This is a genomic window from Olivibacter jilunii (assembly GCF_900607235.1).
Classification (GTDB): domain Bacteria; phylum Bacteroidota; class Bacteroidia; order Sphingobacteriales; family Sphingobacteriaceae; genus Olivibacter; species Olivibacter oleidegradans.
In genome coordinates this window covers 200298-213529 of the sequence record NZ_LR027855.1, presented here as the reverse complement: position 1 = coordinate 213529, position 13232 = coordinate 200298, and the positions used below count along the sequence as shown (strand labels likewise).

Sequence of the window (13232 nt, the reverse complement as noted above, 5' to 3'; positions counted from 1 at the left end):
TTATAACAAAACGCAAACATAGATAAAATGCTTGTCATTCACGCATAGGCAATGAAAAATTTGCTCAAAAGGGCAATATCGGGACCATTTATCGTTGCAGGGAGCAATCGGTTTTCTGATAAGAAATTGAAAAAGCAGACTTGTCGTCGGTGAATTGCCTTCCTGTTTGCTGGTTTACACTAAATGGCTTCTGTTTAAGTTGTTCACCCTGCAAAAGAAACACCGTACGCAGCGTGTCCTTTATTCCTTCTTGTGCAAAGTGCCAGACCACATCTACGGTGTCTCCACGTTTTATACCGGTGAGGGTGCCCGTTCTACTGTCTTTTTCAAAAGGAATCCAACTGTATTTTCCGGTTACCCTATTACCTAAAATGGACAGATTGATAAACGTTGAGTCTTTTGAGGATGTCCCTTCTAACCGGAAGAAACATAGTTCTGTCGGTCTATGACTTGTATCTACAACCGTTGTATCGCTCCGAAAACTGCTGTCGGCCCAATTAGCATGTTTTTTTCCTTCAGGTGCCTGGTTACATGCCGTTAAAAAGATGCTTACTGAAATGATGCCTAAGCCCAGTTGCGTAATTAATGTTTTCATATATTGATTTTACTGAATTCTGAAAATAAAGATATAAAATGCCTTTGATATCTTACTGCTGTAATGCGCCTTTTGTTTGACACAGATATTACATACGCTAACCGTTAAAGTTTATCTTTGTTTAATAAACACACTATGAGGAAGGTTAAACAGATGACCTCGGAAATACAAGCATTGGTGAAAGAGCAAGTATTTGATGCAGTTTGTCAATATATGTTTGATTACTTGTTTTATTCTCCGAAATTTCCCTTACGTTCAAGTCAGCAGGAGCTATTGGCACGTTCCAGACAAATCGAGTTTTCGGTTTTCGATTCCTATTTTGATCATCAGGAGCTTTTGGTTAATGCATTTGCTTGGGGAAATGGTGATCAACTTGTACTACTAACGCATGGTTGGGCTTCTAAAGCAGCTGATTTCTATTATCTAATTGAACGTCTTTTGTCCAGTTCACGCTTTACAGTAATCGCATTTGATGCTCCTGGTAATGGTTCTTCGCAAGGAAGGTTGACTAATCTCTTATTATATGTTGAAAGTATTCGAAAAATAACCAGGCATTTTGGTATCCCAAGCGTTTTAATTGGTCACTCTCTAGGTGCAATGGCCAATATCATCGCTTACAAAGATTTCGTCGTAAAACCAACATTGTTGGTCAGCCTAGCTCCGTTAATTGATCTCGAAAGCTACTTTATCACCCAAATGACAACAGCTAATGTGCCAATTGATGTGCAGCGACAATTTTTCCGCGATTTTAAAAAGTCGTTTGATATTGAGGTTAGTTATTTCAACCTGAATAACCTTTACAATTACGCCTGTGAAAACCACTTGCTTTTTTACGATCGTCTTGACGAAATCTCACCATTTAGCTTTATGCAGGGATTTCTGCAAAAACATGGCGATATCAAACATAAAGCCTATGATGGGACCGGTCACCATCATATGGTTAAGAGCGAAGCCCTAATTAACGAACTGCTTGAACAAATGAACAGACTTTTGTTATCATAGCGATTCCGTCACCGACTGCTTTAGTATGTGAACTGCTTCTGTGAGCTCATTCGTGTTGAGGTCTCCAAAGCCTAATCGCATAGCCGTTGTCAATTCATTTTGGTAAAGTAAGGTTTGCGGCAAATGAAGGCCGTATTTTGCACAGTTTTTGCTAATTCGCATCAGATTCAATTCTTTTTTCCACAAAGACCATAATGCTAATCCTCCCGGTGGAGATTTGAAGGAGGTGTAATCACTCAGTTCATTCTTTAATAAGGTAGACAGATGGGTACAACGCTGTTCGTAAACTTTAATCGCTTTTTTTAGGTGTCTATGAATTTCTCCTTCCGTTAATAACTCGCCCAGTGCTTGTTCCATTAACATATCGCTTTGTCTGTCAACGATTCGTCTGAAACGTCCGATTTCTTCTATCAGGTTTTGCGGGGCAATGATGTAACCGGTTCGCAAACCCGGTGCGAGCGTTTTGCAAAACGAGCCGATATATACAACCATGCCTTGACTGTCAGCACTGGCGAGGGGTAATACCGGACTGCTCGTATAATGAAAATCGTAATCGTAATCGTCTTCAAGAATGATAAAGCCATATTTACTCGCCAAATTGAGCAATTCGATTCGTCGTTCAGCACTTAACGTAACCGTAGTCGGATAATGATGGTGTGGTGTTATATATACCATCCGTACAGTTTCTTTTTCACAAAGCGCTCGGATGGCTTCTACAGAGATACCCTCCTTGTCTACCGGCACAGCATGTAGTTTTGCACCAGCCTGTTGAAAAATCATATTGGCGATATAATAGCTGAGGTTTCCTACAACAACCCGCTCACCGGTATTAATGAGGACGCTGGATGCCAAATAAATGCCCATGTGTATACCGCGTGTCGTCAATATATTCTCTTTTTTTATGGGAAGGCCGCGTGAATTGTTCAGATAGTATGCCAAACTATCGCGATAATATTCGTTGCCTTCCAAATGAGAATACCCTAAATGTCTTACACTCGTTTTTCTTCTTAGTACACCTCCGTAAATTTTCGCCAAACGATCTAAAGGAGCTATTCGCGTATCAGGTAGACCATCGCTGAAGGCTAAGTGGCAAGTCGATAATGCGATCGGTCGATCCAACAGGATGCGCTGTTTAAACGAGAAGCCGGTTTTTTTTGGATAGCTGGCTAAATAATCACTGTCATATTTTATAGGATCAGGCAAGTCGTTGTTAAGACGGTTTCGAATAAAGGTGCCTTTATTCGGAATGCTCTGCGTCCAACCTTGCGTATACAGTTCGTCATAAGCTGCAATAACCGTTTTTCTATGCACACCAAGATCTTCGCTAAGCGCCCGACTTCCAGGTAGTTGTGTGTCGGTAATTAAAACGCCGCGTTGAATAGCATTGATAAGTTGCCGTGCAATCTGTAGGTATATGGGTGTATTGCCTTGCTTGCTCAACACAATAAGACTTTTAAAAGGAATTTTAACCGGACTACTCATGAAGTTAAAACTGGACTATATGTATCGTCCGGCAAGATACTACTTTTGGCTAAAATTCAATAGCAATGAAAGATTTATTATACGATATCGTAGCAGACGATTGCGCTCATGCCAAATTTCTAAACACGTTATCGCTAATGGAAAACAGTGGCGCCTGCAAAATATCAGCAATTAAGGACAACGCGTTACTCAATTTAACCCTACTCAAACATGCAGCCGAAGAGCATAGGCACGCTTATCATCTAAAAAGGCAGAGTCGTAAGTTAGGGACTTATTGCAATACTTATCAGACACATGAACTGTTGGCGCCCATAGTGAGCAAACAATATCTTGATAGGCTAAATTTAGACGTATATCGATACTTTAAGGACGTCTTAGCCGTTTCTCCTGATCGTTTACGCTTTTATGCCTACCTAATGGTGACTTACATCATTGAGTTACGGGCGGATGAGTTGTACCCACTCTATCAGGAAGTGCTCCTGCGTCATGGAAGCAAAGTTAATGTCAAGGCGATTATACAGGAAGAAAAGGGGCATTTAGAAGAAATGGTCAACCAGCTTACCGAATACGATGGAGAATGGCGACAACATGCATCTTACCTCATCATAAAGGAGCGGCGTATTTTTTCAGATTGGATCAACCGGATAAAGCAAGATTTGTATGAAAGCGATGGATCTGTACATGCTTAAAGCTTTATCAAAAAGGAAGGACGAAGGTTGTCTCCGGCAACTAAGGGTTCCCAATGGTTTGATTGACTTTTGCTCCAATGATTATTTTGGCTGGTCGAGATCGCTGGCTAATAGAGCGTTTGTCGACTGCTTACAATGCGATGGATCATTTATTATAGGATCCACTGGCTCACGCCTAATCTCCGGTAATAGTTTGCTGGCAGAAGAGGTAGAGGGCCAGATTGCCCGGTTTCATCAAGCAGAATCGGCTCTTCTCTTAAACACAGGCTACTTGGCTAATCTAGGACTTATATCAGCGCTCGCTAAACGAGGCGACTTCATTGTTAGAGATGAATGTGTACATGCATCTGCTGTTGATGGTTGTCGTCTCAGTTTGGCAACCACCCTTCATTTCAAGCACAACCAGATAAGCGATCTACGCAGGAAGTTGGAAAAATATCGCAGTGGAAAGTGTTTTGTGTTAGTGGAGAGCCTTTACTCCATGAACGGCGACTTTGCACCTCTTAGCGATTTAATTGACGTATGTGATCGGTACAATGCGTTGCTGATCGTTGACGAAGCGCATGCAATTGGTGTATTTGGAGGCGGATTGATACAATTGCTGGGATTGGAAAAACGTGTTTTTGCACGCGTCGTTACGTTCGGGAAAGCACTGGGAGTACAGGGAGCTGCTATTTTGGGAAGCAAGATATTGCAGGACTATCTTATTAATTACTGCCGTCCCTTCATTTATAGTACGGCCGCATCCTATTGGCAATTATTAGCCGTGCGACTAGCTTATCAGCGTTTGGCGAGGGCAGCATGCGATCAAGCTTTACTTCAAGCAAAATGCTTGCTTTTTAACCAAGCATTGGGAAGGGAAGTGCGAGGCCCTTTTCTCAGTCCAATACAAATTATCTATGGTAAAAGTAACCAGGAAGTAGAGCAATGGAGCGAAATACTGCAGCATCATGGTTTCGATGTTTCTGCAATAAAAAGCCCTACCGTGAAACCAGGCCGCGAATGCTTACGGGTTTGCCTCCACAGTTATAATAAAGATGAGGATATCATACGCCTTGTCTTCCGTCTGAAACAGCTAATTAAAAATGAATAACGGCATTTAATGCGGTTAAAGTATGGTATACACAATAACCTATTTTAAGAAAATGAATGAAAAAAATATCTTCATCACGGGAATCGGCACCGGGGTGGGAAAAACGATTGTCTCAGCGGTATTGGCATCTTATTGGAAAGCCGACTATTGGAAGCCAATTCAGTGCGGAGACTTAGACAATACAGACAGTGAACGAGTCAAGCATTTGGTAAATGCGGAATCGACACACATTCATCAAGAGCGATTTCGGCTGCAATTGGCGGCTTCGCCACATGAGGCGGCTGCTGCGGAGAACATTGCTATTCACCCAGATGATTTTCAACCACCTTTTACTGCCAATCGGTTGATTATTGAAGGGGCAGGTGGCTTGCTCGTGCCTTTATCAGGTGATTTCTTTATGATTGATTTAATAAAGCAACTTGGTGCAACAGCCATATTGGTGATAAGAGACTACTTGGGCTGCATTAACCACAGTCTTCTTTCCTATGAAGTTTTACGTAGAAAAGAAGTTCGTATAGGGGCGCTGGTATTTAATGGCAATATGAATAAAGCTTCCCAAGAGGCGATAGAGAGTCACGTTTCCGAGGAGATTCCTATCATCCATGTTCCTGAATTGAGTTCAATAAATAACGAAGCGATCCGTTACAGTAGCTTACACTTATCGATAAATAGTAAAATAAAAAAAAATGAATCAGCAAAATAAAATTCGCAACGATTGGTCGATCGAAGAAGTACGCCGTATCTACCATATGAGTTTGTTGACTTTAACTTACGAGGCGGCACACATTCATCGCCAGTGGCATGATCCGTCTACAGTTCAGGTTTGCACCTTACTATCAATAAAAACAGGAGGGTGCCCGGAAGATTGTGCATATTGCGGACAGGCCGCCAGGTACCACACCAATATTAAGGTTAAACCATTAATGGACGTAGGCGAAGTGATAGCTTGTGCTAAAAGGGCAAAAGAGTCTGGATCAACACGCTTCTGTATGGCGGCGGCATGGCGTGAAGTACGGAATAACCGTGATTTTGATAACGTATTGGAAATGGTTAAAGGTGTGTACGCCTTAGGGCTGGAAGTCTGCTGTACCTTGGGGATGCTAACGGCTGATCAAGCAAAACGCTTGCGGGAAGCTGGCTTGTCGGCTTATAATCACAACCTCGATTCTTCAGAAAATTATTATCAGGAGATCATAAGCACGCGTAATTTTAACGACCGATTGAATACCTTGGAGTATGTCAGGCGAGCTGGCATATCGGTCTGTTGTGGTGGAATTATTGGTCTAGGAGAATCAGCAGAGGATCGGATCGCCATGCTTCACAAACTGGCCACTATGCCGAGCCATCCAGAATCGGTGCCGATTAATGCCTTAGCTCGCGTCAGTGGTACGCCATTGGCAGATTTGCCAAAGGTGCAGATATGGGAAATGGTACGAATGATTGGAACAGCTCGTATTTTAATGCCAAAAGCGATGGTACGGCTCAGTGCAGGTCGATCCGAAATGTCTACAATCGAACAAGCCTGGTGCTTTCTGGCAGGTGCTAATTCTATTTTTACAAGTGAAAGCGAGGAATTGTTAGTAACACCGAACCCGAAGCTGACGGAGGATAGAGCAATGTTTGAGTTGCTGGGGCTTCATCCATTCTCCTTAAAAGAAAATCAAAAATTAGATTTAGGTTAACTTATGAATCATGAGACAACACTCTCACAGCGTGATGTAGCGGCTGTTTGGCATCCCTATTCACAGCTGCCGATAGATGGGCCTCCCATCGCTATTGTTGAAGGAAAGGGCGTCTACCTTTATGCAGAAGATGGGCGTTCCTATATCGATGCGATATCTTCTTGGTGGGTTAATTTACATGGACATGCGCATCCTTATATTGCGGAGCAACTTTATAAGCAATTGCACAAGTTGGAGCATGTGATATTCGCCGGTTTTACGCATTCGCCTGCTATCGCGCTAGCCGAGCGCTTATTGAGCATTTTACCGGACAACCAGCGTAAGATATTTTATTCCGATAATGGGTCTACTGCGGTTGAAATAGCATTAAAAATGTGCTTGCAGTATTGGCATAACACTGGACAATGTAAAAAGAAAATTATTGCGCTGAAAGACGCTTACCACGGTGATACCTTTGGCACCATGTCGGTGAGTGCAAGAAGTAATTGGACAAAACCCTTTGAAAATTATCTCTTTGAAGTTATCTTCCTGGAAGTACCAAACGAACTCAGTCTAAAAACAATTAAAGAAAAATTGTATGCTATTCGGCAGGAGGTTGCTTGTTTTATTTATGAACCGCTTGTGCAAGGATCGGCAGGCATGAAAATGTATGAAGCTAGTCACTTGAGTGAGCTGTTGTGTTTCTGCAAAGAACTCGGTATTTTACTTATACAAGATGAAGTATTTACGGGCTTCGGACGAACCGGAAAGCTCTTTGCTGCTGATTATTTGCACACACAACCGGATATCATGTGTTTATCGAAAGGCTTAACCGGCGGTACACTTCCCTTAGGTGTCACATCGTGCACGGAACCGATTTATCACGCTTTTTTATCAAATGATCGAACGAAAACGTTGTTCCATGGTCATTCTTATACAGCGAACCCACTAGCATGTGTTGCTGCATTGGCAAGTTTAGACCTGCTGCTTAAAGAGGAAACCCGGCTTTGTATACAAAGGATAACAACACGCCATATCGATTTTGCGCGATCCATTAGAGGGCATCGCAACGTACAGACAACCCGCTTTTTAGGAACAATTCTGGCTATTGAATGGCGTTCGGACGATGTAACGAACTATTTTAACCCCTTAAGAGATCAACTCTACGATTACTTTTTGCAAAAAGGGATCCTAATGCGACCATTGGGCAATGTGATTTATCTATTACCCCCATATTGCATAAAGGATGAAGAACTTGATTATATTTATGCTACGATTCGCTTGGCGCTGGAAGAGGTAGGGTAGAGGCGTGGAACTTGTAAAAAATTTAAGAAATTATATAATGTCTTCTTCATTTTCTTTACCGAACTTTGTGTGAAATCGCTAATAACAATGGATATCGCTGACATGAGATTATTCGTTAAAAATATGGTATGCAATCGCTGTGTGATGGTGGTCAGACAAATTTTGGACACGATGGGCATTCAACCCGTATCGGTAAGTTTAGGCGAGATCGCATTAAAGGAGGCCCTACCTAAAGAACGGTATCACATGTTGAGAGAGGAATTGACTGCGGTTGGATTCGAACTTCTTGATGATAAGAGGCAAAAATTGGTTGAAAAGGTGAAGACCTTGTTGATCGAACGGATACACAACGTTGACGAAATTAACATGAAAGTGAACTTCTCCGTTTTTCTCCAGCAACAGCTAACGATTGACTATAACTATCTTAGTACTTTATTCTCGCAGACAGAAGGGCTTACGATTGAGCAATTTATTATTTTGCAACGTATTGAAAGAGCTAAAGAACTACTTGTATATAATGAGCTGACATTGAGTGAGATCGCGTATAAACTGGGTTATAGTAGCGTTCAACATCTATCTACGCAGTTTAAAAAAATCACCGGGTTAACACCCTCTCATTTTAAGCAAATTAAGGACCGGAAAAGAAAACCTTTAGATCAGGTATAGGGTTCGGCATATGAAAGTGAAGGGGCTTAAGTTTTGATTACTCAAACCGTCCGCTTGTTTGATGCAAATTAAGTATGCTATCCTGATTCCTTTTATAAAGCGGAGGATAAGTCTTCATCCGGTAATACAACAATTCCCTCAAGTGTTAATTCATCTTCGTGCAGTAGCAAATCTTCAATTGCCAATACGTTATCTTCATGCAAAGGAGCTTCTTTTGCATTACTTTTTAGTTCTTCAACAGGATAGTTTGAAATAGCAAAAACCTGGGTGTTATTCCTCTTAGCTTTTGGTATCAATGCGGTATACCCGTTGAGCTTCAGCCTTCTGAGTAAATCTATGCTAAGTAACTGTTCCATAATCGGTTTTTTTTGAAAATATGTATATTCATCTTCAATAACCTTCACGAATCTCTATATTGCTGTTCCTAAGTGTAGGATTCATAAGGTTTTTTTATATTAACCTTTGAAAAGATAAAATGTTTGATTAAACACGCGATGCAATGTTAAACAGCTATGAAGAAAAAGCCTATCGGGAAATGCAGGATTGGAAGCAGCGTATGTTAAAAGCCCCTTCGGTTAGCAGCAAACTGACAAAAGGGATTCAGACAAAAATGAATGCGCTCATTCCCGAAAAGATCCATCAAGTTATCACGGTAACAATCGAGAAAATGGTGAAAGCGGTATTGTTCGGCTCACAGTATACAAGCTCTACCATAAAAAAGGGAAGGTCATTGCAGTTGCAGGAAGCATATGTAAAACGGGTAGGTAGACATTATAAAAATGCGGCGACCATCGAAGGTGCCGTGACGGGAGCAGGGGGGATTTTAATGGGACTTGCAGATTTTCCCGCTTTTCTGGCAATCAAAATAAAGCTGTTGTTTGAGATCGCATCTATTTACGGATTCAATGTAAAAGACTACAAGGAGCGCTTATTTATCTTATATGTTTTCAAAATTACTTTCTGCAGCCAGCAGAAACGAAAAGAGATCTTATCAAGAATGGAGAATTGGACAACATTTATACAAACACTTCCATCCGATGTGGATCATTTCGACTGGCGGGATTTTCAGCAGGAATATAGAGATTATCTTGATTTGGCAAAATTAGCACAGCTAATTCCTATTATAGGGGCTGTTGTAGGAGCTGTTGCTAACAATAAATTAACCGAGCAACTGATGACAGTGGCTATGAACAGTTATCGACTGCGTTACTTTAAGCAAATAGATCGACTGGAAGCGGGGACTTAACTAGCGCTTACTACTCATTAAATAAGTAATGACACCAATTATTACAACCCCTAACGCCGACTCTGTCGAATGGAAAAACATGAGATACAATAGGAGCGTAATTAATAAGAGAAACCCAATAAAAAGAGCACCTCGTTTTATGCCCATACTTACTGATACAATAAGTGCTAATATGTAAATCGGTGCAGCAATCCAAAAAATGATCATGTATCAAAAATACAGTAATGCTGTAAATTTTATGTTAAGTGAATATTAAGAAATATTCAGGAAGAAGCCGATACTTGCCATGGACAAGTCTCTTCGAGTTGCCGCAACTTTATTTCGTCTGTTAAGTCGAGCCTCAGCGGAGTGACAGAGGTATAATTATTTTCGACAGCCCAGCGATCCGTTCCTTTTTCCGCAGGTTCTAAGGGGGTAACGGTAAACCAGTAGTGTTTTCTTCCCAAAGGATCCGTCCCGGGTATAATCGTTCCGTCGTAAAGCCGCACTGATTGTTTTGTCCAGGCGATCCCTTGGGGATTACTCGGAAAGTTAACATTATAAAGGCTTAAGGTTGTACGTTGTAACAACTGCTCAAGCACTTGGTGTACATGAGGAGCTAATAAATCAAAATCAGGTTCTGATTTGCCTACCGGTGTACTTAAGGCAATTCCTTTAATGCCTAATAAGACAGCTTGCTTAGCCGCTGCAAGGGTCCCTGAATGCCACATCGCATTTCCCAAATTGGTCCCCATATTAATGCCTGATAAAACAACATCAATGTGGTGATATAAATGTGTTCCAAGTGCAACACAGTCTGCCGGTGTTCCATTGACGCGATAGGCGTTAATCCCAGGGAATTCAACAGGTGATTTTTTGTAAGATAAGGGTCTTGAGTGAGTTACTGCATGTCCCATGGAGGATTGTTCCACATCAGGGGCTACTACGGTTACTTCTCCAAAGTTGGCTGCAATTTTCGCTAGGGCCGCAATGCCCGGACTGTATATCCCATCGTCGTTCGTTACCAATATTCTCATAGCTAATTCCTCTTATTCTTAATTAGCAAACATCTAAGGCTCTTTAATGTTTTTAAAATGTGCCATTGATGCACTAATACTATATGAAGGAAACCATATTGATTTTGCATAACCCTAAAGCGGGTGATAAAGACCACCAAAAAAATGAATTGGTAAATGCAATAAAAGAAGCGGGATATAATGCGATTTATAGCTCGATACGACAAAAAAAATGGCAGAAAATCGATAAGGCTATTGATATCATCCTAATCGTGGGGGGTGATGGAACGGTGCGGAAAGTGGCTAGTGTTTTACTTAAACGAACATGGTTGGATAAGAAGCTATTATTAAGTCTTTTGCCAATGGGTACAGCTAATAATGTCGCCTTAACATTAGGTAGTCCGGATAACATAAAAAAATTACTAAACCGTCTGGCAAAAAAGAATATCAAAAAAGTAGATGTGGGCGCGGTTGATTTAGGCGTTGAGCAAAATTTCTTTTTGGAAAGCCTCGGTGTTGGTTTGCTACCTAAACTCATGCGAGAAATGGAAAAGATAAAAACTGATAATCTGGAAAGCAAAGAAGATGAAATTAGTCTGGCATTACATACGCTGTTGACGATTAGTTTAAGTTACGAAGCAAGACAAGCTCATATCACTATTGACGGAAAAAAAATAACAGGGAAATACTTACTTATAGAAGTGCTCAACATTTGTTCAATAGGCCCCAATTTGAAGCTGGCACCTGAGGCGGATATGACCGACGGCCTGTTTGAAGTCGTCTTACTGGAGGAGGGCCAACGAGACGTTTTTATCGAATATGTAAAAAATGTGGCATTGGGAAAGACAAAAAAAGGGCCCTGGAAAATTATAAGGGGGCGAGATATTCAAATACAATGGGATGGAACGTGGATACACGTAGATGATGAATATGTTCAATTAAAAGACAAAACAGACCTCCTCGTGGAGGCCCGTCCGCAAATATTGGATTTTCTGAGCTAATCCCGCTATTTAGATGAGCGTTTCGCAGGTGAATCGTTTTATTCTGAACATTCTTATGACGTCAACAATAATATCACGTTTATATTCAATCCGGAACACCTTATCGCTGTCTTCGAGATCAAAATTAAATCTGCCATCAGGGTATTGCTTTTTAAGAAGCTTAATAATATGGTCAGCATCTTTTTTATTGGTTACATCCGTTCTAAATACAGAAATTAAGTTGTGAGGCGTTGCCGATGAAGGAAGATTAATGACGGGTTTAAATTTTCCTAGTGTAAATGCTTTCATTATAAAATGTTGTTAAATGGAATGCCTTAGCTTTTCTGTTATAAGGTCGAGACCCGATTTTAACAATTGAATCCCACCTATTTCATTTAATTTCAAAATTGCTTGAAATAATCCTGGACAGCCCTTCCTAAACGGATTTTTATCCCTTCAAAACGGATTTATTAGTCAGGGTAGCAATAACGTTTTCCTTGCTAAATAGGTTGGATTTCAAATTTAAATTTTCTAAGTTTGATGGTATCTTGTGGTAATGGTATTACCCTTTTCAAGTCTTTCGAGACGCGTTTTTTATGGAAGAAATAGTAGCACCATCCTCCTTTTCACTAAAAGACAATTACCTCATAAGCGCGGATGAATTGTCGGAAAATATTCTATTTAAGTCAGCGGGCATTGAGATTTTTTCGCTGAAGGGATTGAAAGAATTGGAGCTTACTATCAGCGACTGCCAAGAGGAACCTAGCCTTAATATGTATTTTTCGCTGCAAGGAATCTCTTCTGCCAAACCCATATCTTCCGGACAGGAATATCACGTCGAGCCGAATCGGCATATATTGGGTTATATGCCTAACTTTGAGGGGGATTATTCGTTACGCGGAAATCGGGTGGAAACATTTGGGATTTGTATGCAAGAACCTTATTTCGAGCGTTTGATAGCAACGGACTTGCCATGCCTTGAGCGTTTTTGGAACGAGGTGCACGCAGGGAGGGAAGCGGATATCTCCCGTGGGCCCATGCCAATAACCCATCAACAACACACGGTCATTAACGAGATTCTAGCATGTCCTTATGTCGGTCAAATGCGTAGACTGTACTTGGAATCCAAAGTGACGGAGCTATTTTTTTTACAGGCACAGCAAGCCGAGTCAATGCCTGAACAGCCTTTTTTGTTTATAAAGCCTGCTGATATAGAACGCCTGCATGCAGCCAAGCTATTCGTTCAGCAACATATATTTGATCCGCTGACATTAAAACAAATAGCTCGGGAAATAGGCTTGAACGATTTCAAACTAAAAAAGGGATTCAAGCAGCTTTTCGGATGTACCGTTTTTGATTATTTAATGCAATGCAGAATGGAATATGCAAGGCAAATCCTATTAGACACCCATAGCACCATTGCAGAAGTTGCTTACACCTTAGGATACGCCGATCCTTATAACTTTACAAAAGCGTTTAAGCGATATTTTGGTTACCTACCGAGCCAATTATAAGGTA

General features: G+C 41.0%; 15 protein-coding genes. 10 read left to right on the top strand and 5 right to left on the bottom strand.

The annotated features are described in order from the left end of the window. Nucleotides 1-88 precede the first annotated feature (88 nt). Nucleotides 89-595: a hypothetical protein gene (locus E0E36_RS22345; protein ID WP_013666570.1), complete on the bottom strand. Its 507-nt coding sequence runs from the start codon at nucleotides 593-595 to the stop codon at nucleotides 89-91. 135 nt (nucleotides 596-730) lie between these two features. Here E0E36_RS22345 and E0E36_RS22340 point away from each other — a divergent pair, with 135 nt between their 5' ends. Further along, the gene (locus E0E36_RS22340) at nucleotides 731-1597 is read left to right on the top strand and encodes an alpha/beta fold hydrolase (protein ID WP_130857819.1); all 867 of its coding nucleotides are present in this window, start codon (nucleotides 731-733) and stop codon (nucleotides 1595-1597) included. Here E0E36_RS22340 and E0E36_RS22335 read toward each other — a convergent pair. After that, entirely contained in the window at nucleotides 1592-3079 is a 1488-nt protein-coding gene (locus E0E36_RS22335) for an aminotransferase-like domain-containing protein (RefSeq protein ID WP_130857818.1), read from the bottom strand. The genes E0E36_RS22340 and E0E36_RS22335 overlap by 6 nt on opposite strands. A gap of 65 nt (nucleotides 3080-3144) precedes the next feature. On the opposite strand from E0E36_RS22335, the gene E0E36_RS22330 reads away from it, so the two are divergent. From E0E36_RS22330 to E0E36_RS22305, 6 genes are all read left to right on the top strand, one after another. Then, nucleotides 3145-3768, top strand: coding sequence for a hypothetical protein (locus tag E0E36_RS22330; protein WP_130857817.1), 624 nt, complete (start codon nucleotides 3145-3147; stop codon nucleotides 3766-3768). Beyond that, entirely contained in the window at nucleotides 3740-4861 is a 1122-nt protein-coding gene (locus E0E36_RS22325; RefSeq protein ID WP_130857816.1) for an aminotransferase class I/II-fold pyridoxal phosphate-dependent enzyme, read from the top strand. The genes E0E36_RS22330 and E0E36_RS22325 overlap by 29 nt, the downstream gene beginning before the upstream one ends. A 22-nt stretch (nucleotides 4862-4883) precedes the next feature. Further along, nucleotides 4884-5564 carry a dethiobiotin synthase gene (gene bioD / locus E0E36_RS22320; protein WP_130857815.1) on the top strand — a complete coding sequence of 227 codons (681 nt, stop codon included), beginning with the start codon at nucleotides 4884-4886 and terminating at the stop codon, nucleotides 5562-5564. Next, nucleotides 5548-6543, top strand: a complete 996-nt coding sequence (bioB, locus tag E0E36_RS22315; protein WP_130857814.1) for a biotin synthase BioB — start codon at nucleotides 5548-5550, stop codon at nucleotides 6541-6543. Before bioD ends, bioB begins: the two co-directional genes overlap by 17 nt. Before the next feature lie 3 nt (nucleotides 6544-6546). Beyond that, a complete protein-coding gene (gene bioA, locus E0E36_RS22310; protein WP_130857813.1) occupies nucleotides 6547-7827 on the top strand; it encodes an adenosylmethionine--8-amino-7-oxononanoate transaminase in 1281 nt (426 codons plus the stop codon). A gap of 69 nt (nucleotides 7828-7896) precedes the next feature. After that, complete coding sequence (locus E0E36_RS22305; protein WP_341273594.1) at nucleotides 7897-8493, top strand: helix-turn-helix domain-containing protein; 597 nt, start codon at nucleotides 7897-7899, stop codon at nucleotides 8491-8493. Between the two features lie 92 nt (nucleotides 8494-8585). On the opposite strand, the gene E0E36_RS22300 is transcribed toward E0E36_RS22305, so the two are convergent. After that, a complete protein-coding gene (locus E0E36_RS22300) occupies nucleotides 8586-8849 on the bottom strand; it encodes a hypothetical protein (protein WP_013666579.1) in 264 nt (87 codons plus the stop codon). Nucleotides 8850-8992: 143 nt separating this feature from the next. Between E0E36_RS22300 and E0E36_RS22295 the strand changes: the two genes are divergently transcribed. Further along, nucleotides 8993-9739, top strand: a complete 747-nt coding sequence (locus E0E36_RS22295) for an EcsC family protein (protein WP_130857812.1) — start codon at nucleotides 8993-8995, stop codon at nucleotides 9737-9739. Nucleotides 9740-10002: 263 nt separating this feature from the next. Here E0E36_RS22295 and surE read toward each other — a convergent pair whose 3' ends face one another. Then, nucleotides 10003-10755, bottom strand: coding sequence for a 5'/3'-nucleotidase SurE (surE, locus tag E0E36_RS22290; RefSeq protein ID WP_013666582.1), 753 nt, complete (start codon nucleotides 10753-10755; stop codon nucleotides 10003-10005). Between the two features lie 83 nt (nucleotides 10756-10838). Between surE and E0E36_RS22285 the strand changes: the two genes are divergently transcribed. Next, nucleotides 10839-11735 carry a diacylglycerol/lipid kinase family protein gene (locus E0E36_RS22285; RefSeq protein ID WP_130857811.1) on the top strand — a complete coding sequence of 299 codons (897 nt, stop codon included), beginning with the start codon at nucleotides 10839-10841 and terminating at the stop codon, nucleotides 11733-11735. A 9-nt stretch (nucleotides 11736-11744) separates the two neighbouring features. Here E0E36_RS22285 and E0E36_RS22280 read toward each other — a convergent pair whose 3' ends face one another. Further along, nucleotides 11745-12023: a hypothetical protein gene (locus E0E36_RS22280; RefSeq protein WP_013666584.1), complete on the bottom strand. Its 279-nt coding sequence runs from the start codon at nucleotides 12021-12023 to the stop codon at nucleotides 11745-11747. A gap of 287 nt (nucleotides 12024-12310) precedes the next feature. On the opposite strand from E0E36_RS22280, the gene E0E36_RS22275 reads away from it, so the two are divergent. Next, complete coding sequence (locus E0E36_RS22275) at nucleotides 12311-13228, top strand: helix-turn-helix transcriptional regulator (RefSeq protein WP_130857810.1); 918 nt, start codon at nucleotides 12311-12313, stop codon at nucleotides 13226-13228. Nucleotides 13229-13232 lie beyond the last annotated feature (4 nt).